The sequence below is a fragment of the Streptomyces sp. NBC_00078 genome (assembly GCF_026343335.1).
In the GTDB taxonomy this organism is placed as follows: Bacteria; Actinomycetota; Actinomycetes; order Streptomycetales; family Streptomycetaceae; genus Streptomyces.
Genome location: NZ_JAPELX010000001.1, coordinates 6,778,589 through 6,804,790 on the forward strand (window position 1 = coordinate 6,778,589; position 26,202 = coordinate 6,804,790).

The 26,202-nt window shown below is 70.2% G+C and carries 24 protein-coding genes; 15 read left to right on the forward strand and 9 right to left on the reverse strand.

From position 1 onward, the window contains the following. Window positions 1-102: 102 nt before the first annotated feature. Together OOK07_RS31870 and OOK07_RS31875 are read right to left on the reverse strand one after the other, a co-directional pair. Window positions 103-951 carry a glutamate ABC transporter substrate-binding protein gene (locus OOK07_RS31870; protein ID WP_266799867.1) on the reverse strand — a complete coding sequence of 283 codons (849 nt, stop codon included), beginning with the start codon at window positions 949-951 and terminating at the stop codon, window positions 103-105. Window positions 952-1,030: 79 nt separating this feature from the next. Next, entirely contained in the window at window positions 1,031-1,807 is a 777-nt protein-coding gene (locus tag OOK07_RS31875) for an amino acid ABC transporter ATP-binding protein (protein ID WP_266799869.1), read from the reverse strand. A 288-nt stretch (window positions 1,808-2,095) separates the two neighbouring features. On the opposite strand from OOK07_RS31875, the gene OOK07_RS31880 reads away from it, so the two are divergent. Further along, a complete protein-coding gene (locus OOK07_RS31880; RefSeq protein ID WP_266685232.1) occupies window positions 2,096-2,782 on the forward strand; it encodes a response regulator transcription factor in 687 nt (228 codons plus the stop codon). A gap of 9 nt (window positions 2,783-2,791) precedes the next feature. Beyond that, window positions 2,792-4,195, forward strand: coding sequence for a HAMP domain-containing sensor histidine kinase (locus OOK07_RS31885; RefSeq protein WP_266799871.1), 1,404 nt, complete (start codon window positions 2,792-2,794; stop codon window positions 4,193-4,195). A 155-nt stretch (window positions 4,196-4,350) separates the two neighbouring features. Here the strand turns inward: OOK07_RS31885 and OOK07_RS31890 are convergent, their stop codons facing one another. Continuing rightward, window positions 4,351-5,349, reverse strand: a complete 999-nt coding sequence (locus OOK07_RS31890) for a TAXI family TRAP transporter solute-binding subunit (protein WP_266799873.1) — start codon at window positions 5,347-5,349, stop codon at window positions 4,351-4,353. Window positions 5,350-5,448: 99 nt separating this feature from the next. Here OOK07_RS31890 and OOK07_RS31895 point away from each other — a divergent pair, with 99 nt between their 5' ends. Further along, window positions 5,449-5,853: a pyrophosphohydrolase domain-containing protein gene (locus OOK07_RS31895; RefSeq protein ID WP_266685235.1), complete on the forward strand. Its 405-nt coding sequence runs from the start codon at window positions 5,449-5,451 to the stop codon at window positions 5,851-5,853. Window positions 5,854-5,877: 24 nt separating this feature from the next. Here the strand turns inward: OOK07_RS31895 and OOK07_RS31900 are convergent, their stop codons facing one another. Then, window positions 5,878-7,092 carry a cation:proton antiporter gene (locus OOK07_RS31900; protein WP_266799874.1) on the reverse strand — a complete coding sequence of 405 codons (1,215 nt, stop codon included), beginning with the start codon at window positions 7,090-7,092 and terminating at the stop codon, window positions 5,878-5,880. Window positions 7,093-7,096: 4 nt separating this feature from the next. Then, window positions 7,097-7,582 carry a cation:proton antiporter regulatory subunit gene (locus tag OOK07_RS31905; RefSeq protein ID WP_266685238.1) on the reverse strand — a complete coding sequence of 162 codons (486 nt, stop codon included), beginning with the start codon at window positions 7,580-7,582 and terminating at the stop codon, window positions 7,097-7,099. A gap of 200 nt (window positions 7,583-7,782) precedes the next feature. On the opposite strand from OOK07_RS31905, the gene OOK07_RS31910 reads away from it, so the two are divergent. The 5 genes from OOK07_RS31910 to OOK07_RS31930 are packed head-to-tail and all read left to right on the forward strand — an operon-like array spanning window position 7,783 to window position 12,060. Next, window positions 7,783-8,733 carry a sensor histidine kinase gene (locus tag OOK07_RS31910; RefSeq protein ID WP_266799875.1) on the forward strand — a complete coding sequence of 317 codons (951 nt, stop codon included), beginning with the start codon at window positions 7,783-7,785 and terminating at the stop codon, window positions 8,731-8,733. Continuing rightward, window positions 8,730-9,413, forward strand: a complete 684-nt coding sequence (locus OOK07_RS31915) for a response regulator (protein WP_266799877.1) — start codon at window positions 8,730-8,732, stop codon at window positions 9,411-9,413. The genes OOK07_RS31910 and OOK07_RS31915 overlap by 4 nt, the downstream gene beginning before the upstream one ends. A gap of 58 nt (window positions 9,414-9,471) precedes the next feature. Then, a complete protein-coding gene (gene miaB, locus OOK07_RS31920; protein ID WP_266799879.1) occupies window positions 9,472-10,989 on the forward strand; it encodes a tRNA (N6-isopentenyl adenosine(37)-C2)-methylthiotransferase MiaB in 1,518 nt (505 codons plus the stop codon). A 31-nt stretch (window positions 10,990-11,020) separates the two neighbouring features. Beyond that, window positions 11,021-11,329, forward strand: coding sequence for a hypothetical protein (locus OOK07_RS31925; protein WP_266799880.1), 309 nt, complete (start codon window positions 11,021-11,023; stop codon window positions 11,327-11,329). A gap of 17 nt (window positions 11,330-11,346) precedes the next feature. Next, the gene (locus OOK07_RS31930; protein ID WP_266799882.1) at window positions 11,347-12,060 is read left to right on the forward strand and encodes a class III extradiol dioxygenase subunit B-like domain-containing protein; all 714 of its coding nucleotides are present in this window, start codon (window positions 11,347-11,349) and stop codon (window positions 12,058-12,060) included. Between the two features lie 203 nt (window positions 12,061-12,263). On the opposite strand, the gene OOK07_RS31935 is transcribed toward OOK07_RS31930, so the two are convergent. Together OOK07_RS31935 and OOK07_RS31940 are read right to left on the reverse strand one after the other, a co-directional pair. Beyond that, window positions 12,264-12,533: an antitoxin gene (locus OOK07_RS31935; protein WP_266799884.1), complete on the reverse strand. Its 270-nt coding sequence runs from the start codon at window positions 12,531-12,533 to the stop codon at window positions 12,264-12,266. Window positions 12,534-12,678: 145 nt separating this feature from the next. Then, on the reverse strand, window positions 12,679-12,951 hold the full coding sequence (locus OOK07_RS31940; RefSeq protein WP_266685245.1) for a hypothetical protein: 273 nt from the start codon (window positions 12,949-12,951) through the stop codon (window positions 12,679-12,681). A gap of 183 nt (window positions 12,952-13,134) precedes the next feature. Here OOK07_RS31940 and miaA point away from each other — a divergent pair, with 183 nt between their 5' ends. The 6 genes from miaA (at window position 13,135) to hflX (ending at window position 21,440) form a co-directional block, all read left to right on the forward strand. Continuing rightward, window positions 13,135-14,073, forward strand: coding sequence for a tRNA (adenosine(37)-N6)-dimethylallyltransferase MiaA (gene miaA / locus OOK07_RS31945; protein WP_266685246.1), 939 nt, complete (start codon window positions 13,135-13,137; stop codon window positions 14,071-14,073). A gap of 108 nt (window positions 14,074-14,181) precedes the next feature. Beyond that, the gene (locus OOK07_RS31950) at window positions 14,182-14,685 is read left to right on the forward strand and encodes a hypothetical protein (protein WP_266802101.1); all 504 of its coding nucleotides are present in this window, start codon (window positions 14,182-14,184) and stop codon (window positions 14,683-14,685) included. A gap of 78 nt (window positions 14,686-14,763) precedes the next feature. Then, window positions 14,764-15,633, forward strand: coding sequence for a diaminopimelate epimerase (gene dapF, locus OOK07_RS31955; protein WP_266799886.1), 870 nt, complete (start codon window positions 14,764-14,766; stop codon window positions 15,631-15,633). 297 nt (window positions 15,634-15,930) lie between these two features. Continuing rightward, window positions 15,931-18,102, forward strand: a complete 2,172-nt coding sequence (locus OOK07_RS31960; RefSeq protein WP_266799888.1) for a RelA/SpoT family protein — start codon at window positions 15,931-15,933, stop codon at window positions 18,100-18,102. 140 nt (window positions 18,103-18,242) lie between these two features. Beyond that, on the forward strand, window positions 18,243-19,817 hold the full coding sequence (locus tag OOK07_RS31965; protein WP_266685249.1) for a M1 family metallopeptidase: 1,575 nt from the start codon (window positions 18,243-18,245) through the stop codon (window positions 19,815-19,817). 123 nt (window positions 19,818-19,940) lie between these two features. Continuing rightward, window positions 19,941-21,440 (forward strand): GTPase HflX, encoded by a 1,500-nt coding sequence (gene hflX / locus OOK07_RS31970; protein WP_266799890.1) that lies wholly within the window; start codon window positions 19,941-19,943, stop codon window positions 21,438-21,440. A gap of 126 nt (window positions 21,441-21,566) precedes the next feature. On the opposite strand, the gene OOK07_RS31975 is transcribed toward hflX, so the two are convergent. Together OOK07_RS31975 and OOK07_RS31980 are read right to left on the reverse strand one after the other, a co-directional pair. Next, window positions 21,567-22,772, reverse strand: coding sequence for a trypsin-like serine peptidase (locus tag OOK07_RS31975; protein WP_266685251.1), 1,206 nt, complete (start codon window positions 22,770-22,772; stop codon window positions 21,567-21,569). A 177-nt stretch (window positions 22,773-22,949) separates the two neighbouring features. Next, window positions 22,950-24,188: a trypsin-like serine peptidase gene (locus tag OOK07_RS31980; protein ID WP_266799891.1), complete on the reverse strand. Its 1,239-nt coding sequence runs from the start codon at window positions 24,186-24,188 to the stop codon at window positions 22,950-22,952. 341 nt (window positions 24,189-24,529) lie between these two features. Here OOK07_RS31980 and OOK07_RS31985 point away from each other — a divergent pair, with 341 nt between their 5' ends. Next, window positions 24,530-26,074: a diaminobutyrate--2-oxoglutarate transaminase family protein gene (locus OOK07_RS31985; protein ID WP_266799893.1), complete on the forward strand. Its 1,545-nt coding sequence runs from the start codon at window positions 24,530-24,532 to the stop codon at window positions 26,072-26,074. Window positions 26,075-26,202 lie beyond the last annotated feature (128 nt).

The following is a 26,202-nucleotide window of genomic DNA, read 5'->3' on the forward strand; positions in this document are numbered from 1 at the left end:
GTGGGTGGCGTACGAGGAGGGCGTGGCGCACCGCCGCCGTGATCGCGGCGGGCGGCGGCGCGCCCGAGGAGCCCTGCGGTGGGCCTGGGCCGGGAACCGGCCTTACTTGACGATCACGCCGATCTTCGGCGCGGGCTCGTTCTTGTAGCCGGCCGGCCCGAAGTCGGCGTCGACCGCCTTCTGCCAGGACTTGTCGCTGACCATCGCCGTCAGGGCGGCGTTGATCTTGTTGACGGTCGCGGTGTCGCCCTTCTTGACGCCGATGCCGTAGTTCTCGTTGCTGAGCTTGAGCCCGGCGAGCTTGAACTGGCCCTTGTACTTGTCCTGCGCGGCGAAGCCCGCGAGGATCGAGTCGTCGGTGGTCACCGCGTCGACGGCGCCGTTCTGCAGCGCTGCGATGCACTCCGAGTAGCCGCTGTACTGCTTCAGCTGGGCCTTCGGAGCGATCGTGTCGTGGACGTTCTGCGCCGAGGTGGAACCGGTCACGGAACACAGCTTCTTGCCGTTGAGGTCCGTGCCCTTGCTGATGTCCGAGTCCTTCTTGACCAGCAGGTCCTGGTGGGCCAGCAGGTAGGGACCCGCGAAGTCGACCTTCTGCTTGCGCTCGTCGGTGATCGAGTACGTGGCCGCGATGAACTTCACGTCGCCGCGGGCGAGGGCGTTCTCACGGTCGGCGCTCTTGGTCTCGATCCATTCGATCTGGCTGGGCTTGTAGCCGAGCTTGCCCGCCACGTACGTCGCCACGTCCACGTCGAAGCCGGAGAATGATCCGTCCGGCTTCTTCAGACCAAGGCCGGGCTGGTCGTACTTGATACCGATCTTGATCTTGCCGCCGCCGCCGCCGCTGCTGGAGGAGCCGCTGTCCTTGTTGTCGCTCGACCCACAAGCTGTGGCTGCCACGGCAAGGGCGAGGACGGCTGCCGAGGCGGCGGTGACCTTGCGGAGCTTCATGATGAACATCCTTTGGCTGGTGAGGTGATGCGGACCGGCGAAGCGATGCGGGCCGGCGGTGGCTGGGCGGGGCGAACCGTCAGTGGTGAAGGATCTTCGACAGGAAGTCCTTGGCGCGGTCGCTGCGCGGATTGCTGAAGAACTGGTCTGGCGCAGCCTCCTCGACGATCCGGCCGTCCGCCATGAACACCACGCGGTTTGCAGCCGATCGTGCGAAGCCCATCTCATGGGTGACGACGATCATGGTCATGCCGTCCCGGGCGAGCTGCTGCATGACTTCGAGGACCTCGTTGATCATCTCCGGGTCGAGGGCCGACGTCGGCTCGTCGAAGAGCATGACCTTGGGATCCATGGCCAGGGCCCGCGCGATGGCGACGCGCTGCTGCTGGCCGCCGGAGAGCTGCGCGGGGTACTTGTCCGCCTGAGTGGCCACGCCGACGCGGTCCAGCAGGGCCCTGGCCTTGTCCTCGGCGTTCTTCCTGTCGGCCTTGCGGACCTTGATCTGGCCCAGCATCACGTTCTCGAGCACGGTCTTGTGCGCGAAGAGATTGAAGGACTGGAAGACCATCCCGACGTCGGCGCGCAGCCGGGCCAGCGCCTTGCCCTCATGGGGCAGCGGCTTGCCGTCGATGGCGATCGAGCCCGAGTCGACGGTCTCCAGACGGTTGATGGTCCGGCACAGGGTGGACTTGCCGGACCCGGAGGGCCCGATGACCACGACGACCTCGCCGCGGGCGATCGTCAGATCGATGTCCTGGAGTACATGCAACGCGCCGAAATGCTTGTTGACGCTCTTCAGGACGACCAGCTCGCCGGTTGCGGCCGCGTCTTCCTTGGCCACCGATACTTCGGTCATGGCTCTCTGGCTCCGTCCTCCTCGGTTGCGGAGGACAGTAGTGACGCCCGACGACCAGCGTCATTACATCTGAGGGGAATCTGAGCATCACGATCTGATAGCAATCGGACACGTGTCGTAGCAGTTGGCGCCCGGTCGCGTATCGGCCGGGTAACTAAAGCGGCGTGCAACCGGAACCCGCTTGACGCCGTTGTCGTCCATCAGCGTGACTGCCTTGGTGCACGCGCGCGCGTGCCCGGGTTTTGTATCCATGCTGATCGTACGGCCGATGAACCGAAGGAGGCCCGGATGAGACTGCTCCTCGTCGAGGACGACAACCATGTCGCCGCCGCTCTTTCTGCGGTTCTGGCACGGCACGGTTTCGACGTCACGCACGCGCGTAGCGGCGAGGAAGCTCTCCAGGCGCTGGTTCCCGAGAGTGACGGCTTCGGCGTCGTACTGCTCGACCTGGGGCTGCCCGACCAGGACGGCTACGAGGTCTGCGGCAAGATCCGCAAGCGCACCAGCACTCCGGTGATCATGGTCACCGCCCGCTCCGACGTCCGCTCCCGCATCCACGGCCTCAACCTCGGCGCCGACGACTACGTGGTGAAGCCGTACGACACCGGAGAACTGCTCGCCCGGATCCACGCCGTCAGCCGGCGCACCTCCCACGAGGACGCCGCCGCGGGCGCCGAGAGCGGGCTGCGTCTCGGATCCGTGCTCATCGAGCTGCCCACCCGTCAGGTCAGTGTGGACGGTTCGGTCGTCCAACTGACCCGCAAGGAGTTCGACCTTCTCGCCCTCCTCGCGCAGCGCCCCGGAGTCGTCTTCCGCCGGGAGCAGATCATCAGCGAGGTCTGGCGCACCAGTTGGGAGGGGACCGGGCGCACCCTGGAGGTGCACGTCGCGTCCCTGCGCGCCAAACTGCGCATGCCGGCCCTGATCGAGACCGTACGAGGCGTCGGCTACCGGCTCGTCGCCCCGGCCTCGTAGCGTGCACGGGTGCGTACACGTCTTCTTCCGCTGCTCATCGTCCTGATGGCGGCCGTGCTGCTCGCTCTCGGCATCCCGCTCGCCGTGAGCGTGGCCGCCGCTCAGCAACAGAAGGTCGTCGTCGACCGGATCGACGACACGGCACGCTTCGCGTCCCTCGCCCAGTTCGTCACCGACGCCTGCAGCTCCACGCGGTCGTCGACGGACGAACGCCAGGAAACCCTGGAGAGTGAACTCGCCAGCTACTACGGCGTCTACGGAATCCGTGCCGGCGTGTTCTGCCGCACCGACATTCCCATGGCCCAGGCGCCGGAGACCTTCTTCCTGCCCGAGACAGGCGTCGTGCGCGACGCGTTCAACGAGGCGAAGCTCAGCCGCCGCAGCCATGACCCGAAGCAGGTGTGGCCCTGGCAGCGCAGCCGTCTCGTCGTCGCCTCGCCGGTGATCCGGGACGGCGACGTCGTCGCGGTCGTCGTCACCGACTCGCCCACCGGACAGCTGCGATCCCGGATCCTGCACGGGTGGCTGATCATCGGCGTGGGCGAGATCGCCGCGATGCTGCTGGCCGTAGGCGCCGCGCTCAGGCTGACCGGCTGGGTACTCAGGCCTGTACGCGTACTGGACGCCACCACCCACTCGATAGCGAGCGGACGGCTGAAGTCGCGGGTCGCGGCCGCGGGCGGACCGCCGGAACTCAGACGCCTGGCCCGGTCGTTCAACGAGATGGCGGACAACGTCGAGGACGTCCTGGAGCAGCAGCGCGCCTTCGTCGCCGACGCCTCGCACCAGCTACGCAACCCCCTTGCCGCGCTGCTGCTGCGCATCGAACTGCTCGCACTCGAACTGCCGGAGGGCAACGATGAGATCGCGTCGGTCCGCACCGAGGGAAAGCGCCTCGCGGAGGTCCTCGACGACCTGCTCGACCTGGCCCTGGCCGAGCACAACGAGGCCGACCTCCGGGTCACCGACATCGGCGCGCTGACCGCCGAGCGCGTCGCGGCGTGGACGCCGACCGCCGAGGCCAAGGGTGTGCGCCTCGTGGGCAGTTGCCCGCCGACCACGGCCTGGGCCGACCCGGTCACTCTCTCCAGCGCCCTGGACGCGGTGATCGACAACGCGGTCAAGTTCACGCCCGAGGACGAGTGCGTCGAGGTGACGGTCGTGGCCGACGGCGACGTCTCGACCGTCGTGGTCACCGACAACGGCCCGGGTCTGACCGACGAGGAGCTCGCCCGCGTCGGCGACCGCTTCTGGCGCAGCGGCCGCCATCAGAACGTCAAGGGTTCCGGCCTCGGTCTGTCCATCTCGCGCACGCTGCTCGCGGCGGGCGGCGGATCCATCTCGTACGGCCGCCACGAGCCGCACGGACTGACGGTCACCGTGTCAGTACCGAGGAACACCCCCACGGCCTGACGAGCAGCTCCGGGGCCGGCTCGGCGGCCCGCCCCAGGGCTTTGACGATGACCCAGGGCTGCCGCCCCCTCCAGGGCTGCCGGCCCCCTCCAGGGCACGACGTCGGCCCCCTCCAGGGCTCGACGATCTGCCCTGAGCCGCGACGACCTGCCCAGCTAGGGCTTGACGGACCGGTAGTAGCGCCGGGCGCCCTCGTGCAGGGCCAGCGGGTCGGTGTAGATCGCGGTGCGCAGGTCGACGAGCTGCGCGGAGTGCACGCGCGTGCCGATGCCGTCGCGGCTCCTGATCACCGTGCGGGTCACCCACTCGGTGAGCCGGGGGTCCATGTCCTTGCGCGTCATCAGCAGGTTGGACACCGCCAGTGTCGGCACGGCGACCCCGTTCTGGACGCTGGGGTAGGCCGACTCCGGCATGTTGGTGGCGCGGTAGTAGCGGGTTGCGCCGCCCTGCTCGTGCAGCTTGGCGACAAGGTCGGGGCGGATCGGCACGAAGCGGAAGGTGAAGCGGTCGGCGAGCTGCTGCAGGCCCTGCGTCGGCAGCCCGCCCGACCAGAAGAACGCGTCGATCTTGCCCTGTTTCAGCCCGTCCGGCCCGGTGTCGATGCCGTCGGCGAACGGAGTGATGTCCTTCGTCGCATCGATACCGGCCGCCTTGAGCACCCGGTCGGCGATCAGCCGCACACCTGAGCTGGGCGGCCCTATGGCCACCCGCTTGCCCTTCAGGTCCGCGACGGACTTGATGCCCGAGTCGCGCCCCACGACGAGCTGCACATAGTCGTCGTACAGCCGGGCGACCCCGCGCAGCCGATCGGCGCCGGGATTGCCCGCGAGTTCGTACGTCTCCACCGCGTCGGCCGCGGCGATGGTGAAGTCGGCGCGGCCGTCCGCCACGCGCCGGACGTTCTCCTGCGAACCGTGGCTGGTCTGCAGCTTCACCTTCAGGTTCGGCATGTCCTGGTCGAGGGCGGTGCGCAGGAGCTTGGCGTACTGCTGGTACACCCCGGCCTGTGTTCCCGTGCTGATCGTGATCGTCCCGCTCGGAGCCGCCTCGCCCAGGGGCAGCAGCCACCACAGAAGCAGCCCGAAGGCGACGAAGCCGGCGGCGGCGCCCTGCAGAGCCCGGCGCCGGCCGAACCGGGGGAACAACTTGGACATGCGAGGGATCCTGCCAGCCGGTACGCGATGCTGACCAGGGCAGGGGTCACAACCCGATCACGAAGGGGCGTTGTCAGTGGTGGTCGATAGGGTCGCCGCATGAGCTCATCGCCCGCCGACCTGGTCCGCCAATTCCACCTCGCCGTCGGGTTGGCCGTCCGCGGCACGCCCACCGAGGTCTCGCCCGCCCTGGCGGCCCACCGCGGACAATTGCTCGAGGAGGAGGCTGCGGAGGTCGCCGAGGTCTCGGTCACGGGCCCGCTCGACAAGCTGGCACACGAACTGGCCGATGTCGTCTACGTCGCCTACGGCACGGCCCTGGTCCACGGCGTCGACCTCGACGCCGTGATCGCCGAGATCCACCGCTCCAACATGACCAAGCTGGGCCCCGACGGCCTGGTCGCCCGCAGAGCCGACGGCAAGGTCCTCAAGGGCGAGCACTACGAGGCACCGGACGTGTCGGCGGTGCTGCGCCGGCAGGGGTGGGTGCCCGACGGCGCGTGATCCCGCGGCGTGCCCGCGGCGCCGTCAGTCCCGTCCCACCGACACGCTCGCTTCCGCCGCCCGGGAGGCGTCCGTACGGGCCGCCCGGCGCTCGCTCAGGCGCCGGGCCAGCGGCTCCGTGTAGCGCGCGGTGAGGGGGCCGAGGACGACCAGAATGAGGACGTAGGCCGTGGCCAGCGGGCCCAGGGACGGCTCGATCCCGGCACTCACCGCAAGCCCGGCGATGACGATCGAGAACTCGCCGCGTGCCACCAGCGCCCCGCCCGCACGCCAGCGGCCCCCGACCGAGATCCCGGCCCGCCGAGCCGCCCAGTATCCGGTGGCGATCTTCGTCGCCGCCGTGAGCAGAGCCAGCGCGAGCGCGGGCAGCAGTACGGGCGGGATGCTCGCCGGGTCGGTGTGCAGCCCGAAGAACACGAAGAAGACCGCGGCGAACAGGTCACGCAGCGGGCTCAGCAGGATGTGCGCGCCCTCCGCGACCTCCCCCGACAGTGCGATGCCGACGAGGAAGGCACCGACCGCGGCCGACACCTGGAGCTGCTGCGCGAGGCCCGCGACCAGGATCGTCAGACCCAGCACGACGAGCAGCAGCTTCTCCGGGTCGTCGTTGGAGACGAACCGCGAGATGACGCGTCCGTAGCGCACGGCCACGAAGAGGACCAGCCCGGCCGCCCCCAGCGCGACGGTCAGCGTCACGCTCCCGGCCAGCAGCCCGGCCCCGGCCACCAGCGCCGTCACGATGGGCAGGTACACCGCCATCGCGAGGTCCTCCAGCACGAGCACGCTGAGGATCACCGGGGTCTCCCGGTTGCCGACCCGGCCCAGGTCGCCGAGCACCTTCGCGATGACACCGGACGACGAGATCCAGGTGACACCGGCCAGCACCACGGCGGCCACCGGCCCCCAGCCGAGCAGCAGTGCCGCGACCGCGCCCGGCACGGCGTTGAGCGCGCAGTCGACCAGGCCCGACGGATAGTGCGCCTTGAGGTTGGTGACCAGGTCACCGGCCGAGTACTCCAGGCCCAGCATCAACAGCAGCAGAATGACGCCTATCTCGGCGCCGATGGCGACGAACTCCTCGCTGGCCCCGAGAGGCAGCAGACCGCCCTCCCCGAAGGCCAGCCCGGCCAGCAGGTACAGCGGGATGGGGGAGAGCTGGAAGCGGCCCGCGGCCCGGCCGAGGAGGCCGAGGCCGAGAAGGATGGAACCGAACTCGATCAACAACACGGCGGAGTGCACCCGTTCACTCCCGCCCGAGTATCGCCGCGGCGGCGTCCACGCCCTCGCGGGTGCCGACGACGATGACGATGTCAGCGCCCGCCAGCCGGAAGTCCGGCGTCGGCGACGGTATGGCCTCGGCCCGGCGCAGCACCGCCACCACGGAGGCCCCCGTCTCGGTCCGCATCCGTGTGTCGCCGAGCACCCGCCCGTTCCAGCGCGAGGCCGTGGCCACCTCGATCCGCTCGGCGACCAGGCCCAGGTCGGAGGTGTACAGCAGGCTCGCGCTGTGGTGGGACGGCCTCAGCGCGTCGATCAGGGCGCCCGCCTCGGAGCCGGTCAGCCGCAGCGACTGCGCACAGGACTCGGGATCGTCGGCCCGGTACACGTTCACCGTGCGCGCGCCGTCGCGGTGCGCCACCACGGACAGATGGCGTTGGTCGCGGGTCACCAGGTCGTATTGGACCCCGATGCCCGGCAGCGGCGTCGCCCTCAGTCGTGGCGCAGACACGTTTCTCTCCTTGTTCCGGTTGTTCCGGTTGTTCCGTTGGCACGGTCGTGGTCTGCCGGTGATCAGCCCCGGCCCGTTGGCATGCTTCCATCCGCCCGTACGGTGGCGACATGGGTGACGTGACGGATATACGCGGCCGGGGGCCTACGGCGAGGCTGGCCGAAGCCATGCCGGGATCACCTGTGAGGAGAGGCAGGACCGTGTCGCTGTTCTGGCGGATCTTCTCCCTCAACGCCGCGGGCCTGATCGCTGCCGCAGCCCTGCTGCTGGGCCCGGTCACCGTCTCGACCCCAGTCCTGCCCGCCGAGGCGCTGGTCGTCGGCGTGGGTCTGGCAGCGCTACTGGCCGGCAACGCGATCGTGCTGCGCCTCGGACTCGCTCCGCTACGACGGCTCGGCCGGGCCATGGCCACCGCGGATCTGCTGCGCCCCGGTGCCCGCGCGGTCGTCGCCGGTCCGGCGGAGGCGACCGAGCTGATCACCACGTACAACACGATGCTCGACCGGCTCGAGAGCGAACGCGCGGCCGGCGCCGCCCGTGCCCTGTCCGCACAGGAGCGCGAGCGGCAGCGGATCGCCCGCGAACTCCACGACGAGGTCGGCCAGACCCTGACCGCCGTGCTCCTCCAGCTCAAGCGGGTCGCCGACCGGGCGCCCGAGGAGCTGCGCGGTGAGCTGGGCCAGGCACAGGAGGCGACCCGGGCGGGCCTGGACGAGATCCGCCGCATCGCCCGTCGGCTGCGTCCCGGAGTCCTCGAGGAACTCGGCCTGGTCAGCGCCCTGCGCTCGCTCGCTGCCGAGTTCACCACACACGGACTGACGGTGCGCCACCACGTCCCTGGCGGCCTGCCCACGCTCACCGAGGAGTCGGAACTGGTGGTCTACCGCGTCGCCCAGGAAGGGCTCACCAACACCGCACGGCACTCCGGCGCCGACCGCGCCGAGGTCCGGCTCGGGCCGGTCGCCGACGGCGTCGAACTCCTTGTGCGCGACAACGGCAAGGGCCTCGGTACGGCCGCGGAGGGCGCCGGAATACGCGGCATGCGCGAACGCGCGCTGCTCATAGGCGCCGGCCTCTCGCTCGAACCGGGCCCTGAGGAGGGCACCGACGTCCGCCTGCGCATACCGGTCACCGCGGGCGGCCGCCGATGACGTCCCCAACGATCACGTCCCCGCCGCCGACGTCCCCCGCGCGCGTGCTGCTCGCCGACGACCACGCGCTCGTACGCCAGGGAGTGCGCCTCATCCTGGACGGCGAGCCGGATCTGACGGTCGTCGCCGAGGCCGGGGACGGGGCCCAGGCGGTGGAGCTGGCACGCGCGCGTGAGGTCGATCTGGCCGTCCTGGACATCGCCATGCCCCGCATGACCGGCCTCCAGGCGGCCCGAGAGCTCTCCCGCCGCCTGCCCGGCCTGCGCATCCTCGTCCTGACGATGTACGACAACGAGCAGTACTTCTTCGAGGCCCTCAAGGCCGGCGCCAGCGGCTACGTCCTGAAGTCCGCCGCCGACCGCGACCTGGTCGGGGCATGCCGGGCGGCCGTGCGCGACGAACCGTTCGTGTACCCCGGAGCCGAGCGGGCCCTCGTCCGCTCCTACCTGGACCGTCTGCACCGGGGAGAGGACCTGCCCGCGCGCGCGGTCACCGAACGCGAGGAGGAGATCCTCAAACTGGTCGCCGAGGGGCACACCTCGAAGGAGATCGGCGAGCTGCTCTTCATCAGCGCGAAGACGGTCGAGCGCCACCGCGCGAACCTGCTGCACAAACTCGGCATGCGCGACCGCCTGGAGCTCACCCGCTACGCGATCCGCGCGGGCCTCATCGAGCCATGAGCCCCTGGTTGTCCACAGGCCGACCTGAGGCACTCCCGGCACCGCCTACCCTTGTCACATGAGCAGCATCGACCGGAGCCAGGCAGTGGGCGTGAAGACCTACGAAGTCCGCACCTACGGGTGCCAGATGAACGTCCACGACTCCGAGCGGTTGTCCGGACTGCTGGAGCAGGCCGGATACGTACGCGCACCCGAGGGCGCCGACGGTGACGCGGACGTCGTCGTCTTCAACACCTGCGCGGTCCGCGAGAACGCGGACAACCGGCTGTACGGCAACCTCGGCCGCCTCGCCCCGATGAAGACGAAGCGGCCCGGCATGCAGATCGCGGTCGGCGGGTGTCTCGCGCAGAAGGACCAGGACACCATCGTGAAGAGGGCGCCCTGGGTGGACGTCGTCTTCGGCACGCACAACATCGGCAAGCTGCCGGTCCTGCTGGAGCGGGCGCGTGTGCAGGAAGAGGCCCAGGTCGAGATCGCCGAGTCCCTGGAGGCGTTCCCGTCGACCCTGCCGACGCGGCGCGAGAGCGCGTACGCGGCGTGGGTGTCGATCTCCGTCGGCTGCAACAACACCTGCACCTTCTGCATCGTCCCCGCCCTGCGCGGCAAGGAGAAGGACCGTCGCACCGGTGACATCCTCGCCGAGATCGAGGCCCTGGTCGGCGAGGGCGTCTCCGAGATCACGCTGCTCGGTCAGAACGTCAACGCGTACGGCTCCGACATCGGTGACCGTGAGGCCTTCAGCAAGCTGCTGCGCGCGTGCGGCACCATCGAGGGCCTGGAGCGGGTCCGCTTCACCTCCCCGCATCCGCGCGACTTCACGGACGACGTGATCGCCGCGATGGCCGAGACCCCGAACGTGATGCCGCAGCTGCACATGCCCATGCAGTCCGGCTCGGACACGGTCCTGAAGGCGATGCGCCGCTCGTACCGGCAGGAGCGCTACCTCGGGATCATCGAGAAGGTGCGTGCGGCCATCCCGCACGCCGCCATCACGACCGACATCATCGTGGGCTTCCCCGGCGAGACCGAGGAGGACTTCGAGCAGACCCTGCACGCCGTCCGCGAGGCCCGGTTCGCCCAGGCCTTCACCTTCCAGTACTCCAAGCGCCCCGGCACCCCGGCCGCGACCATGGACAACCAGATCCCCAAGGAAGTCGTCCAGGCGCGTTACGAGCGTCTCGTCGCCGTCCAGGAGGAGATCTCCTGGGAGGAGAACAAGAAGCAGGTCGGCCGCACCCTGGAGCTGATGGTCGCCGAGGGCGAGGGCCGCAAGGACGGCGCCACCCACCGCCTCTCCGGCCGCGCCCCCGACAACCGCCTGGTCCACTTCACCAAGCCCGAGCAGGAGGTGCGCCCCGGGGATGTGGTCACGGTCGGGATAACGTACGCCGCCCCGCACCACCTCCTCGCCGAAGGCGCCGTCCTCGACGTGCGCCGCACGCGCGCGGGGGACGCCTGGGAGAAGCGCAACTCGGCTGAGGCGGCGAAGCCGGTGGGCGTCATGCTGGGCCTGCCGAAGATCGGCGCCCCCGAGCCGCTGCCGGTCGCGACGGGAAGCGGCTGCGGCTGCGACTGACCGGAGCCGAGCGGTACGACTTGCTGATGATGTGGACACGGGGGACGTGCTGATGCCTCGATGGGCGTTGCTGCTGGACAAACCGCCTGGTGAGGGGCCGTACCGCAGACAGTACGAGCTGATGGCGACGATCGACGGGACGCGCGAGGAGGCCGAGACACGGTTCGGGGAGCTGGTACGGCTCTACCAGCCCCGGCATCCGATGTACCCGCTGCGGATGCGGCGGTTCCGCACCGGCGACGGCTGGATGCTGGTCGGGGACGGCTCTTCCGGCGGTGTGTTCACCTACCACTTCATGCTTACCGAGCTGGAATGGGACTCAGGACCGATCACGTACTGAGGCGTACCCTCCCGATCATGCTTGTCGCTGCCGCCGTCTGCCCCTGCCCGCCGCTTCTCGTGCCCGAGGTCGCCGCGGGCGCCGCACCCGAGCTGGTGGTCGCCCGTACCGCGTGCACGGACGCGCTCGGCGTGCTCGCCGCCGCGCGGCCCGACCTCCTGGTGGTCGTCGGGCCCTCCGAACAGAGCGGACGTGGCACGCATCCGCAGGGCACGCCGGGTTCCTTCCGCGGCTTCGGCGTGGATCTCGGCGTACGGCTCGGTCAGGACACAGGTGCGGAGTCCGGGCGCGAGCTGCCGCCGTCCCTCGCCGTAGCCGCGTGGCTCCTGCAGCGCACGGGGTGGTCCGACGCCCCGATCGAGGGACTCGGCGTGGGCGAACCTCTGGCGGCCGAGCGGTGTATCGACGTCGGAAGAGGAATCGCGGCCCGGGCGGGGCGGGTGGCGCTGCTGGTGATGGGCGACGCCAGTGCCTGCCGCACGCTCAAGGCGCCCGGTTACCTCGACGAGCGCGCGGCACCCTTCGACGCGGAGGTCGCGCGTGCGCTGGGGGCTGCGGACGTGGCGGCCATCACGTCAATCGACGCCGAGCTGGCCTACGAACTGAAGGCATCGGGGCGGGCCCCCTGGCAGGTCCTCGCGGGCGCGGCCGAGGGCGCGGACCTCGCCGGCGCGCTGCTGTACGAGGACGCGCCGTACGGGGTGGGATACGTGGTCGCCACCTGGTCGTAGCGGCGACGCGCGGTCCGGCCTCGTAGACGCGGGAGCGGCAACGCACGGGTCTGGCTTCGTAGACGCGGCAGGCCGGGGGAAACGGCGGACGAAGGCCAAGGCATACAGCGGACGGAGTCCGGGGCAAACGGCCCACGGAGGCCAGGCCGAACGGCGGACGGCCGGGAGCCCTCGGGCCCCGCGGCCGTCCGTCGCTGTGCCGCTCAGGAAGCCGGCGGTGGGGAGTCCGGCGGCGCGCTCGTGCCGCCCCCCGTCCCCGTGTCGTCCTTGTGCGCGAGTCGGTCCATGGCGCCCTTGGCCTTGCCGGTCCCGGTCCGGATCCTGTCGCTGTACTTGCCCTTGGTCTTCTCGTCGACCGCCTTCGCGGCCTTGTCGAGACCGTGCGTGACCTTGTCCCCGTGCTGCTGCGCGAGGCCGGAGACCTTGTCCTTGGCCGGGTTGAGCTTGGCCTTCAAACTGTTCAGGAGACCCATGGTCCACCTTCCGTCGTTCCCGGGCTCCGTGCGCCCCAGGGCACCGCGGCCGATGGCGAGAGGCAAAGCGCGCGGACCCGAAGGCTGAGCGCGGCCGGCCTCTCGTCACCGGCGCGCCCCTTCGGCTCACTCGCGCGCGGGCCTGTTACCTGTGGGCGTCCTCACCGGCCTCGCTGTCGGCCGCCTTCTCGGCGGACTGCTGCTGGGGGATCTCGACACCCTCACCGGAGGCGGCCTCGTCGGTCTCCGGCTCAGCCGGCTCGACCTCGGTGCGTTCCTCGGCCTCGGCCGACCCCTTCGCCTTTGCCGCCGTCTCCTCTGCCGCGGGTTCGGCCGTCGGTGTGCCGGCCTGTGCCTCGGCGGTTGACGCCTCCTCCGTGGTCTTCGACCTCCGGAGAAGTCGATCGAAAACGCCCATATCCACTCCATACGTTACTCATGCGGGCGAAATCCCGCGTCGTCCGGTGCGTCCGTTTGCGTCGCCCGGGTCGCCGTCTCCTGGAAAGCGACGGCGAGAACCTCGCAACGGGCAACGACCTCGGCCCCGCGTCGTCACGTAACTCGTTCGAGGAGAGCCTCGGGGGTTTGCGAGACTGATGCAGTGAGCACCGCACCCCCCGCCCCCCGAGTCATCGCCGTCGTCGGACCGACCGCGGCAGGAAAGTCCGATCTGGGCGTTTTTCTCGCCCGGCAGCTCGGAGGCGAGGTCGTCAACGCCGACTCCATGCAGCTCTACCAAGGGATGGACATCGGAACCGCCAAGCTGACGCCCGAGGAGCGCGGCGGCATTCCGCACCACCTCCTGGACATCTGGGACGTGACGGTCACGGCGTCCGTCGCCGAGTACCAGAGGCTGGCCCGCGCGCGGATCGACGCCCTGCTCGCCGAGGGCCGCTGGCCGATCCTGGTCGGCGGCTCCGGCCTGTACGTCCGCGGGGCCGTCGACAACCTCGAGTTCCCCGGTACCGACCCCGAGGTCAGGGCCCGCCTTGAGGAGGAGCTCACGCTGCGCGGCTCCGGGGCGCTGCATGCCCGTCTCGCCGCCGCCGACCCCGGGGCGGCGCAGGCGATCCTGCCCAGCAACGGCCGCCGTATCGTCCGGGCCCTCGAAGTGATCGAGATCACCGGGCAGCCCTTCACCGCCAACCTCCCCGGACATGACTCGGTCTATGACACGGTCCAGATCGGCGTCGACGTGGCCCGCCCCGAGCTCGACGAGCGCATCGCCCGCCGGGTCGACCGGATGTGGGACGCGGGGCTCGTGGACGAGGTGCGCGCGCTGGAGGCGCAGGGCCTGCGCGAGGGGCGTACAGCCGCCCGCGCGCTCGGCTACCAGCAGGTGCTCGCGGCGCTCGCCGGGGAATGCACCGAGGACGAGGCGCGGACCGAAACCGTGCGCGCCACCAAACGCTTCGCGCGCCGCCAGGATTCGTGGTTCAGGCGCGATCCGCGGGTGCACTGGCTCAGTGGGGCTGCGGCGGATCTCACAGAACTTCCGCACCTCGCGCTGGCGTTGGTCGAACGACCGGTCACAGCCTGATCACGTCATGGCATCGGGACGCTCCGGCCGCCGTCCGGGCCTCGGGCGCCGTGCCATCATCGAGCTTCGATCGACCAAGTGGAGTCCTAGTTGGGAGGGCGCGTGGCGATGGAGGCCAGCCCTCGCGACACCGCACAAGGCACCGAGCCCCTCACTGCCGAGAGCGGTGAACCGGAGCAGGACGAGGACCGTCTGAGCCCCGACGGGCCCGAAGAGACGCAGGGCGGAGTGACCGCCGACGGCCCCGAGCCCGACGAGATGTTCGCCGGTGGCCCCGAGGTCGAGGTCGAGCTGCGTCCGCAGCGCCGGCTGCGCATCTGGCAGCTCGCCCCCATCGTCGCCCTGGCCGCCGTCGGCTCCCTGATGTTCGCTTTCCCGCTCGCCTTCGACTTCGGTGACAGCGGGGCCGTGATCGCCATGCTGGGGCTGCTGATCTGCTCCTGCGCGGCCGGCTGGGGAATGACGGCCGCCCGCCGGGTCGGTTACACCTGGCCCGGGCTGCCGCAGCGCGGATCCGGGCGGCGCCCGGACTGGCGGGTGGTCCTCGCGTATGTCGTCATGGTGGCCGCGGTGGTGGTGCTCGCGGTGTGGCGCGTGGCCCGGCTGCGCTGACCTGCACGCGCGCGTGGCCGACGGCTGAGGCCACCGAGGGCGCCGGGGTGGCGCGTACCCACCCCGTACGATCGAGGAATGAGCACGCGGATCGCCTTCCTCAAGGGGCACGGCACGGAGAACGACTTCGTGATCGTCCCGGACCCCGAGAACGCCATCGACCTGCCCCCTGCCGCCGTCGCCGCCCTGTGCGACCGCCGGGCGGGCATGGGCGGTGACGGCCTGCTGCACGTGGTGCGGTCCGCCGCGCACCCCGAGGCGCAGGACATGGCGGCCGAGGCCGAGTGGTTCATGGACTACCGCAACGGCGACGGCTCGATCGCCGAGATGTGCGGCAACGGCGTACGGGTCTTCGCGCACTACCTCAAGCGCGCAGGTCACGTCGGCGAGGGTGATCTCGCGGTGGCCACGCGCGGGGGCGTGAAGAGCGTGCACATCGCGAAGGACGGTGACATCACCGTCGGCATGGGCAAGGCACGCCTCCCCGAAGGGGAGGTCACGGTGAGCGTCGGCGAGCGCAGCTGGCCCGCACGGAACGTGAACATGGGAAACCCGCACGCGGTCGCCTTTGTCGACGACCTCGCGCACGCCGGCAACCTGTTCACGCCGCCGCCGTTCAGCCCGGCCGCCGCGTACCCGGACGGGGTGAACGTCGAGTTCGTGGTCGACCGCGGCCCCCGGCACGTCGCCCTGCGCGTGCACGAGCGCGGCGCCGGCGAGACCCGTTCGTGCGGCACGGGCGCGTGCGCCGTGGCCGTGGCCGCCGCCCGCAGGGACGGCGCCGACCCGGCCGTCACCGGGAGCCCGGCGACGTACACCGTCGAGGTGCCCGGCGGGACCCTGGTGATCACCGAGCAGCCCGACGGCGAGATCGAGATGACAGGCCCCGCCGTGATCGTGGCCGAGGGCGAGATCGATGCCCAGTGGCTGGAAACACTCGCCCGTTGATTCTGCCGCGGCTCGGGATCGCAGGCGTGTGCGCCGGGTGGTGCACGCGTCAACTACCGATACAGCGACCGGGCGTTCGAAACCACGGCCGTCCGCCTGTCATATGGCGCGAAATCGTAAACCTACGGGCCCTCGCTCGATTGGGTGATCCGTTTCACGCTCGGCGAGAGGCGGTCAGCCGCACGTGATGGGCTCGGTAGCATCAAGCACCGGCCCGGACGGGGGACCGTTGCCATCCCCTGAGCCGTGTCCGCCATGGGGCACCCCGTCCGCCGGTCCACGCAGCCGGAGGTGCCCATGAGTGCGGAGGCCACGAATCCCGCGACCCCAGGTCCGGTAACAGGCTCGGCGGCGCGCTGGCGAGCGCGGATCGACCTGCGCCGCCTGGGCCGTGCCGCCCTGCTCGGTCCCGCCACCCGTGACCGGCTGCCCAGCGCCATCGGCCATGTAGTCGAAGCCCACCGGGCCCACTATCCCGGCGCCGACCTCGACCCCCTGCGCCGCGCCTATGTGCTCGCCGAGTCCTCGCACCGCGGCCAGATGCGCAAGAGCGGTGAGCCGTACATCACACACCCGCTCGCGGTGACCCTGATCCTCGCCGAACTGGGCGCCGAGACCACGACTTTGACGGCCTCCCTGCTCCACGACACCGTCGAGGACACGGACGTGACGCTCGATCAGGTCGGCGAGGAGTTCGGGGCGGAAGTCCGCTACCTCGTCGACGGCGTCACCAAGTTGGAGAAGGTCGACTACGGCGCCGCCGCCGAGCCCGAGACCTTCCGCAAGATGCTCGTCGCCACCGGCAGCGACGTCCGTGTGATGTCGATCAAACTCGCCGACCGGCTGCACAACATGCGCACCCTCGGTGTGATGCGCCCCGAGAAGCAGGCGCGTATCGCCAAGGTCACCCGCGACGTGCTCATCCCGCTCGCCGAGCGGCTCGGCGTCCAGGCGCTCAAGACCGAACTGGAAGACCTCGTCTTCGCGATCCTGCACCCCGAAGAGTACGAGCACACGCGGGAGTTGATCGTCGACAACGCCTCCCGCGCCGACGACCCGCTCGCCGAGATCGCCGACGAGGTACGAGGCGTCCTGCGCGATGCCGACATCCCGGCCGAAGTCCTCATCCGGCCGCGGCACTTCGTCTCCGTCCACCGTGTCGCCCGCAAGCGCGGCCAGCTGCGCGGCGCCGACTTCGGCCGCCTGCTGGTGCTGGTGAACGAGGACGCGGACTGTTACGGCGTACTCGGCGAACTCCACACCTGTATGACGCCCGTCGTCTCGGAGTTCAAGGACTTCATCGCCGTTCCCAAGTTCAACCTGTACCAGTCCCTGCACACGGCGGTCGCCCACGCGGACGGCCAGGTCGTCGAAGTCCTCATCCGCACCCACCAGATGCACAAGGTCGCCGAAGCCGGCGTCGTCGCGCTGGGCAATCCGTACGCTGCCCCTTCGGAGGAGCAGTCCCCGGCCGACGGCGAGCGCGTCGACCCCACCCGCCCCGGCTGGCTCTCCCGCCTCCTCGACTGGCAGGAGGCCGCACCCGATCCCGACACCTTCTGGTCCACCCTCCGCGAGGATCTCGCCCAGGACCGTGAGATCACCGTCTTCCGTCCCGACGGTGGCACGCTCGGCCTGCCCGAGGGCGCCAGCTGCGTCGATGCCGCGTACGCCCAGTACGGCGAGGACGCGCACGCGTGCATCGGTGCCCGCGTCAACGGCCGCCTGGCGACGCTGAGTACGGTGCTGCGGGACGGCGACACCGTCCAGCTCCTGATGGGACAGGACCCGGCCTCCGAGCCCTCCAGGGAGTGGCTGGAGCACGCCCACACGCCGGCCGCCCGGATCGCCATCCAGCGCTGGATCGCGACCCACCCGGCGCACGACGACGTGCCGGAGGGGGAGCGGGCCGAGGGGCTGGAGAGGCCGCAGGAGAACGAGGAGGGGCCCTCGGCCGCTTCCAGGCCCGCCGGGCCCGCCGTCGAGGGGTCGCCCACAGTCGAGGGGACCAACCGTCCGACCACCGCCGACATCACCGTCGACCAGCCCGGTGCGACGGTACGCCTCGCCGGCTGCTGCACGCCGGTACCGCCCGACGAGGTGACCGGATTCGCCGTACGCGGCGGTGTCGTCACCGTCCACCGCGTCGAGTGCGCCGCGGTGGAGCACATGAAGAGCGGGGGGCGTGCGGAGGTCGACGTGCGCTGGGGGGACACCACCGAGTGCCGGGTCACCTTGCTGGCCGAATCGTTCAACCGCCCCCACCTGCTGGCGGATCTGACGGAGGCCATGGCCCTCGAAGGCGCCGAGATCGTCTCCGCGACGGTCGAACCCCCGACCCAGCAGCGCGTCCGCCACACCTATACGGTCCAACTCCCCGACGCTGCCCAGTTGCCCGCACTGATGCGGGCGATGCGGAACGTGCCGGGTGTGTACGACGTGAGCCGGGCGCAGACGCCGGGGGTGTGAGAGGCGCCCGGGGAGGCTTCGCGCCGCGCGAAGCCCGCCCGCGCCGGCCGGAGCCGCACACCTGCACCCGATCTACCCGTTCGGGTGGGTCGGACGCGAGTCGTCGCTGTCCAGGGGCCGCGCGCTGATAGCGGTGATCCATGCCGCTCACCCTCCGTTCCCAGGCCGCACACACCGGCGACGACGACACCCGGGCCGACACTCCGGCCCGCCTCCGCCGTCAGCCCTGGAACTCCCGCCGCCTGAAGGCGACCGCACTGCTCGCCTCCGCCGTCTCCGTCTGCCTCCTCGCCGCGAGTGCGCCCCCCGCCCCCCTGGGCGTCGGCGACCGCCTCTTCCCGAACCTCGGCAACCCCGGATACGACGTGGCGTCGTACGACCTCTCGTTCACCTACTCCGGCACCAACAGCAAGCCCCTCCAAGCGGTCACCACCATCAACGCCCAGGTGACCAAGGACCTCGATCATCTCAACCTCGACTTCGCGCACGGCAAGGTCGAGTCGGTCGCGGTCGACGGTGAGCCGGCCAGGTTCGCCGCCGCCGGTGAGGATCTCGTCGTCACGCCCGACGCACCGCTGCCCGAGGGCAGTTGGACGCGGATCACTGTGCGGCACACCAGCGACCCCGTGCCCGCCAAGGGCCAGGACGGCGGCTGGGTGCAGACCGCCGACGGGCTGGCGATGGCCAACCAGGCCGACGCCGCGCACCTGGTGTTCCCGTGCAACGACCACCCCTCCGACAAGGCACTGTTCACCATCCGGATCACTGCCCCGGACGGCTACACGGCCGTGGCCAACGGTCTGGAGACCGACAGGGAGCGCGTCGGCAAGGCGACCACCTGGACGTACCGGACCCGGCACCCCATGGCCACCGAACTCGCCCAGGTGTCCATCGGCCGCTCCACCGTGCTGCGCCGCACCGGACCGCACGACCTGCCCGTACGCGACGTCGTGCCCACCGAGGATCGCAAAGAGCTCGAACCGTGGCTCGCCGAGACCCCCGACCAGATCGCCTGGATGGAGAGCAAGGTCGGCCGCTACCCCTTCGAGACGTACGGCATTCTCATGGCGGAGGCGTCCACCGGCTTCGAACTCGAGACGCAGACGCTCTCTCTCTTCGAAAGAGAGCTGTTCGCCGGGCACACCTACCCCAAGTGGTACGTCGAGTCGATCATGGTGCACGAGCTGTCCCACCAGTGGTTCGGCGACAGCGTCAGCCCGAGCAGCTGGTCCGACCTGTGGCTCAACGAGGGGCACGCCACCTGGTACGAGGCCCTGTACGCGGAGGAGAAGGCCGACAGGCCCATGGAGAAGCGCATGAAGGCCGCGTACGCCGCCTCCGACGGCTGGCGGGACGCAGGGGGCCCACCGGCCGAGCCCAAGGCGCCCGACCCGGGACAGAAGATCAGCATCTTCCGGCCGAACGTCTATGACGGAGCCGCCCTGGCGCTCTACGCCCTGCGCCAGGAGATCGGCCACACCGCCTTCGAGCGCCTGGAGCGCAACTGGGTGAGCCTGCACCGCGACGGCACGGCCACGACAGCCGACTTCGAACGGCTCGCCTCCCAGATCTCCGGGCGCGACCTGAGCGGCTTCTTCAAGGCTTGGCTGTACGGCAAGAAGACCCCGCCGATGCCCGGCCACCCGGACTGGACGTCGACGGCGCCCGACGCCAAGGCCCCGAAGGACGGCAAGGCGGCCAAGGCCGCGAAATAAGGCGATGACGAGACGAGGCGTGCCGTGGGACCATCATCAGGTCCGCGGCTCGGATGCCGGGAATCTCCCGGGCCATCCGAACGTTGTGACCTATGAAGGAATCCCCATCGACGTAAGGATCCAATGACCTCCTCTTCATCCCCTTCCCAGGACCAGGACACTGAGCGCTTCGCGCACACCTACCCCGAAGGTCTTCGGGCCGATGCCCTGATGGAAGAGGACGTCGCCTGGAGCCACGAGGTCGACGGAGAGCGGGACGGCGACCAGTTCGATCGCTCCGAGCGCGCGGCTCTGCGCCGCGTGGCGGGCCTCTCCACCGAACTCGAGGACGTCACCGAGGTCGAGTACCGCCAGCTCCGTCTGGAGCGGGTCGTGCTCGTCGGCGTCTGGACCACGGGGACCGCACAGGACTCGGAGAACTCCCTCGCGGAGCTCGCAGCCCTCGCGGAGACCGCGGGCGCGCTGGTGCTCGACGGCGTGATCCAGCGCCGTGACAAGCCCGACGCGGCCACCTACATCGGTTCCGGCAAGGCCACCGAGCTGCGGGACATCGTCATCGAAACGGGCGCGGACACCGTCATCTGCGACGGTGAGCTCAGCCCGGGTCAGCTGATCCACCTCGAAGACGTCGTCAAGGTCAAGGTCATCGACCGTACGGCCCTGATCCTCGACATCTTCGCCCAGCACGCCAAGTCCCGGGAGGGCAAGGCGCAGGTGGCTCTGGCGCAGATGCAGTACATGCTGCCCAGACTGCGCGGCTGGGGTCAGTCGCTGTCCCGTCAGATGGGCGGCGGCAAGGGCGGCGGCCTCGCCACCCGTGGTCCCGGTGAGACCAAGATCGAGACGGACCGGCGACGGATCCGCGAGAAGATGGCGAAGATGCGCCGGGAGATCGCGGAGATGAAGACCGGCCGCGAGATCAAGCGCCAGGAGCGCAAGCGCAACAGGGTGCCGTCCGTCGCCATCGCGGGCTACACCAACGCCGGCAAGTCCTCGCTGCTCAACCGCCTCACGGGCGCGGGTGTCCTGGTCGAGAACGCCCTGTTCGCGACCCTGGACCCGACCGTCCGCCGGGCGGAGACCCCGAGCGGCCGCCTGTACACGCTGGCGGACACCGTCGGCTTCGTCCGGCACCTGCCGCACCACCTGGTCGAGGCGTTCCGCTCCACCATGGAGGAGGTCGGCGAGTCCGACCTGATCCTGCACGTGGTGGACGGCTCGCACCCGGCCCCGGAGGAGCAGCTGGCCGCTGTGCGCGAGGTGATCAGGGACGTCGGCGCCTCCGGCGTACCCGAGATCGTCGTGATCAACAAGGCGGACGCGGCCGACCCGCTGACGCTCCAGCGGCTGATGCGGATCGAGAAGCGTTCCATCGCGGTCTCGGCCCGCACCGGCCAGGGCATCGCACAACTGCTCGCGCTCATCGACAACGAGCTGCCCAGGCCGTCGGTCGAGATCGAGGCGCTGGTGCCGTACACCCACGGCAAGCTGGTCGCCCGCGCCCACGACGAGGGCGAGGTGCTGTCCGAGGAGCACACCCCGGAGGGCACCCTGCTCAAGGTCCGGGTGCACGAGGAACTGGCGGCCGACCTCGCGCCGTACGTTCCGGCGCCACTCGCCTGAACGCTCGTGGGAAACCGGTTCGAGAGCCGCCGTGCAACAACGACTCTCGAACCGTCGTAGAACGGCCCGAAGGCCCGCACCCTGGAACTCAAGTCACAGGGAGCGGGCCTTCGGCTTCTGGACGGGTCACTGACCGCCGTAGGTCCTGCTCATGTTCTGGTAGAGCGCTTCGGCGTTCCTGCCGAGCTGCGGGCCCGCGAGCCAGGTGTCGTCGGACGGGCCGATGGACGTGTTCGACACCAGTTCGGTCTTGCCGTTCACCACACGGAACCAGCCGCCACCGGACGAGCCGCCGGTCATGCTGCAGCCGATGCGGTACATCGTCGGCAGCGACGTGCTCAGCGAGAGCCGGCCCGGCCTGTCGATGCACTTGAACATCTTCAGACCGCTGTACGGCGGAGCCTGCGGGTAACCCCAGGCGCCCATCTGGCTCACCTCGGTCGCGGACGGCGCCGAGAAGTCGACGTCGAGCGCCGCACCGACCGTCTCCTCCAGCGACTTGGAGCCCTGCTCCGGCTTCACGTGCAGGATCGAGTAGTCGTACGCGGCACCCGCGCCGCCCGTCTCCGAGCCGCCCTTGATCCATTGGTTGGAGGTCGAGGCCCAGTCCGCCCACCACTGGCCGTACGGAGCGATCTGCGAGCTGTCGGCGCTGCTCAGCTCGGACTCCGACTTGCCGAGGTCGTTGTAGGCCGGCACGAAGGTGATGTTGCGGTACCAGCCGCCGTTCTCGCCGGCGTGCACGCAGTGGCCGGCCGTCCACACGAGGTTCGACCTGCCCGGGTGGTTCACGTCCTTGATGACCGTGCCCGAGCAGACCATCGAGCCCTCGGGGGAGTCGAAGAAGACCTTGCCGACCGGAGCGGCGTGCTGGTGGTACGGCGTCTTCTCCGCCGTTGCCTCGACCCGGGCCGGATCCGGGTCGCTCACGCCCTGGTCGGCGGCCGCGTCCTTCGTCGAGACCGTCTTGTTGGCCTCCTTCGCGGACTTCATCCGCTCCGGCTTCCACAGGCCCTTGATCACCGGGTTGACGAAGTCCTTGGCTTCACTGAGCCACTTGTCCTTGTCCCAGTTCTTCCAGCCGCCCTTGGCCCACTGGTCGACGTCGATGCCGTGGTCCTTGAGCTTGCTCGCGATGTCGGCCGGGACCTTGATCTTGCCGTCGCCGGTGGCGGACGCCTGGGACGAGGCGGCGTCGGGCTTGTTGCTCGCCTTGTCGTCGCCCGAGTTGCAGGCGGTGGCGGTCAGCGCCAGGGCGGCGGCGAGGCCGGTGGCGACGAGCGCGGTGCGCCGCCCGCGCCGTGACGAGGCGGGCGTACGTGTGGAACGCATGGTGCGGTAACCCCCGTTGGAGCGTGCATGTCGTGTTCTTGTCAGTTCTGTGCCGCTTCCCAGCGAAGCCGACCCGGGAGCGACACCCCACTATGCCTGTGGAGTTGAGGGCGAACGGGGATGGGGTGGTGAAGGTTTCCGTGAGGCACCCCAGCCCCGCCCGTACCTATCGGCCCGTCACCGGCCCGCGAACTTCTTGCTCACCGAGTCGTACACGCCCTTGGCCACGGCACCCAGGCGCGGGCCTGCCAGCCAGCCCGAACTCACCGGGCCGATCGAGGTGTTGGACACGAGCGCCGGCTTGCCGTCCGATCCGGCCGCCACCCAGCCGCCGCCGGACGAACCACCGGTCATGGTGCAGCCGATGCGGTACATCGTCGGATCCGAGGCGTTGATCGACAGCCTGCCCGGCTTGTCGGTGCACTGGTACAGCTTCTGGCCGTCGAACGGCGCGGCGGCCGGATAACCGGTCGCGGTGATCCCGGCGACCTTCGGCACGGCCGGGGCGTTGAAGTCGACAGGCAGCGCCGCACCGACCGTCTCCTCCAGCGACTTGCCGTTCCCACCCTTCTCCGGCGTCACATGGATGACGGAGTAGTCGTACGAGGCACCGTTGCCGCCCGTCTCGCCACCCTGCTCGATCCACTGGGCCGAGGTCTGCGCCCAGTCGCCCCACCAGACGCCGTACGGAGCGGCCTCCTCCTTGGTGGCGTTCTGCAACTGGCCGGCCGTCTTGCCCGAGTCGTTGTACGACGGCACGAACGCGATGTTGCGGAACCAGCCGCCCTTCTTGCCGGCGTGCACGCAGTGGCCCGCTGTCCAGACGAGGTTCGACTTGCCGGGGTGGGCCGGGTCCTCCACGACCGTCGCAGAGCAGACCATCGTGCCTTCGGGGGAGTCGAAGAAGACCTTGCCGGCGGTCGCCGCGTTGGCGTGATACGTAGGCGCCACGGCCTTCGCGTCCACCGGCGCCGGCGTCGGGTCGGTCACGCCCTGGTCACCGGAGAGGTCGTTGTCGTCGACGCCCTTGTCCGGGTCGTCGGCGTCCCGCATCCGCTTCGGGTTCCACAGGCCCTTGATGATCGGGTTGACGAAGTCGTCGGCCTCGCGCAGCCAGTCGTCCTTGTCCCAGTTCTTCCAGGCCCCGTGCTTCCACTTGTCGATGTCGATCCCGTGCTCTTTGAGCTTGTTCCTGAGGTCGTCCGGGATCTTGATCTTGCCGTCGCCGGAACTCGCCCCGTCGGTGGCGGAGGCGGAGGCTGACGCCTGGCCGTCGGCCTTGGTGTCGCCCGAGTTGCAGGCGGTGGCGGTGAGCGCCAGCGCCGACGCGAGGGCAACGGCGGCGAGAACGGGGGAGACTTTGCCGCGGGCACCCCTTCCCCGGCGAACGGTGATCAACGGCCGTATGGATCGCATGCTCTGACTCCCCCTGGGGTGAACTGAAACAACTGGGCGCTACCGCCGTGATCCCGCGCCCGGCGCAGGTGATCTCACGCGAACGCTGATCTCACGGCTCCTTGGAACGGCCTCACACACTATGCGCTCGCTGTGGGGGACTTCCCACGGAACGGCAACGGTTCCGTCACGGCAAGGATCTTGAAGCAACCCGTAACCCCGTGAGCCATCGGCGGTTGGTAGCGGTGGGGGTTCTGCTGTCCGTGTGCGGTCCCCTGGTGGGAGGACAGGGAGTCGTGGCCGAGTCTGCTTGCGGCGGGAGTACGCCCGAGGGATCTCCTGGGCGGCATGGTGTAGGTGCGGTGTCCGCGACGGCGCGGGGCGTGCACGAGGGGATCCTCCGGCGCCAGTCGGCGCGCGAATCGGCGGCGCGCACCTATGCGCGCGCCCTGCCGATCGTGCCCGTGCGGGCCCGGGGACTGACCATCGAGGGTGCCGACGGCCGCCGCTACCTCGACTGCCTCTCCGGCGCCGGAACGCTCGCCCTCGGCCACAATCACCCCGTCGTGCTGGAGGCCATCCGGAAGGTCCTCGACTCGGGTGCCCCGCTGCACGTCCTCGACCTGGCGACACCCGTCAAGGACGCCTTCGTCACCGAGCTGTTCCGCACCCTGCCGTCCGGACTCGCCGACCACGCGCGCGTGCAGTTCTGCGGACCGGCGGGAACCGACGCCGTGGAGGCCGCGCTCAAGCTGGTCCGCACCGCGACCGGCCGCGCCGGAATCATGGCCTTCACCGGCGCCTACCACGGCATGACCGCCGGAGCGCTCGAAGCATCCGGGGACGCCTCACACACGCGGGTCGCGCGCCTGCCCTATCCGCAGGACTACCGCTGCCCGTTCGGCATCGGCGGCCCACAGGGCGCCGAACTCGCGGCCCGCTGGACCGAGTCCGTCCTCGACGACCCCAAGTCCGGTGTACCGCACCCCGCCGGCATGATCCTCGAACCCGTCCAGGGGGAGGGCGGGGTGATTCCCGCGCCGGACGCGTGGATGCGGCGCATGCGGGAGATCACGGCGGCCCGCTCCATCCCGCTGATCGCCGACGAAGTCCAGACGGGAGTCGGACGTACGGGCGCCTTCTGGGCGGTGGAGCACAGCGGCATCACCCCCGACGTGATGGTGCTCTCCAAGGCCATCGGCGGCAGCCTTCCCCTTGCCGTGGTGGTCTACCGCGAGGACCTCGACGTCTGGGAACCCGGCACCCACGCAGGCACCTTCCGCGGCAACCAACTCGCCATGGCCGCAGGTACGGCCACCCTGACCTACGTCCGCGAAAACCGCCTGGCCGAACGAGCGGCGACCCTCGGATCTCACCTGCTGAACCAACTCGCGACTCTGGCCGGGGAGTTCCCGTGCATCGGAGAAGTGCGAGGGCGGGGGCTGATGATCGGGGTGGAGTTCGTGGGTGGTGAGGCGGGTGGTGGGGGCTTTGGTGGCAAGGAGGCCGGTCACGGGGGCTTTGGTTGCGGGGAGCCCGGATGGAGGGGGCTGAGTGGTACGGGATCCAGTGATGGGGCCGATGTGCCGTCACCCGAGCCGGTTGGGGTTCTTGACGGCGGGGTGACTGAGGCAGCGATGCGAGGTCCCGGCGCGGACGGCCCGCGCCCCGCTGCTCCCGAACTCGCCGCCGCCGTCCAACGGGAGTGCCTGCGACGTGGCCTGATCGTCGAGTTGGGTGGCCGACATGCGAGCGTCGTGCGGCTGCTCCCACCACTGACGATCAGCGACGAACAGGCAGCAGCGGTACTCGACCGACTGGCCGACGCGGTGGAGACGGCAGCCCGCGAGTTCGGGAGCGGTCGGGCAAGGGCCGGTACGACCACTCACGCAGCCACGCGCTTATAGGCCCTCTCGACAGCAACCTCTGTGTCCTCACCCTCACTTGGCCCACAGCCCGTACGACGAAGGCCCGCCTGCCACCGCACGGGCCAGAACCACCCACGAGGATCACCTTGATTCCCACCCCCACCCCC

Excerpts from the sequence above, each read along its gene's own strand:
- OOK07_RS31870 (WP_266799867.1), bottom strand. The coding sequence starts at position 951 with ATGAAGCTCCGCAAGGTCACCGCCGCCTCGGCAGCCGTCCTCGCCCTT.
- OOK07_RS31875 (WP_266799869.1), bottom strand. The coding sequence starts at position 1,807 with ATGACCGAAGTATCGGTGGCCAAGGAAGACGCGGCCGCAACCGGCGAG.
- OOK07_RS31880 (WP_266685232.1), top strand. The coding sequence starts at position 2,096 with ATGAGACTGCTCCTCGTCGAGGACGACAACCATGTCGCCGCCGCTCTT.
- OOK07_RS31890 (WP_266799873.1), bottom strand. The coding sequence starts at position 5,349 with ATGTCCAAGTTGTTCCCCCGGTTCGGCCGGCGCCGGGCTCTGCAGGGC.
- OOK07_RS31895 (WP_266685235.1), top strand. The coding sequence starts at position 5,449 with ATGAGCTCATCGCCCGCCGACCTGGTCCGCCAATTCCACCTCGCCGTC.
- OOK07_RS31915 (WP_266799877.1), top strand. The coding sequence starts at position 8,730 with ATGACGTCCCCAACGATCACGTCCCCGCCGCCGACGTCCCCCGCGCGC.
- miaB (WP_266799879.1), top strand. The coding sequence starts at position 9,472 with ATGAGCAGCATCGACCGGAGCCAGGCAGTGGGCGTGAAGACCTACGAA.
- OOK07_RS31930 (WP_266799882.1), top strand. The coding sequence starts at position 11,347 with ATGCTTGTCGCTGCCGCCGTCTGCCCCTGCCCGCCGCTTCTCGTGCCC.
- OOK07_RS31935 (WP_266799884.1), bottom strand. The coding sequence starts at position 12,533 with ATGGGTCTCCTGAACAGTTTGAAGGCCAAGCTCAACCCGGCCAAGGAC.
- OOK07_RS31940 (WP_266685245.1), bottom strand. The coding sequence starts at position 12,951 with ATGGGCGTTTTCGATCGACTTCTCCGGAGGTCGAAGACCACGGAGGAG.
- OOK07_RS31950 (WP_266802101.1), top strand. The coding sequence starts at position 14,182 with ATGGAGGCCAGCCCTCGCGACACCGCACAAGGCACCGAGCCCCTCACT.
- dapF (WP_266799886.1), top strand. The coding sequence starts at position 14,764 with ATGAGCACGCGGATCGCCTTCCTCAAGGGGCACGGCACGGAGAACGAC.
- OOK07_RS31960 (WP_266799888.1), top strand. The coding sequence starts at position 15,931 with ATGAGTGCGGAGGCCACGAATCCCGCGACCCCAGGTCCGGTAACAGGC.
- OOK07_RS31965 (WP_266685249.1), top strand. The coding sequence starts at position 18,243 with ATGCCGCTCACCCTCCGTTCCCAGGCCGCACACACCGGCGACGACGAC.
- hflX (WP_266799890.1), top strand. The coding sequence starts at position 19,941 with ATGACCTCCTCTTCATCCCCTTCCCAGGACCAGGACACTGAGCGCTTC.
- OOK07_RS31975 (WP_266685251.1), bottom strand. The coding sequence starts at position 22,772 with ATGCGTTCCACACGTACGCCCGCCTCGTCACGGCGCGGGCGGCGCACC.
- OOK07_RS31980 (WP_266799891.1), bottom strand. The coding sequence starts at position 24,188 with ATGCGATCCATACGGCCGTTGATCACCGTTCGCCGGGGAAGGGGTGCC.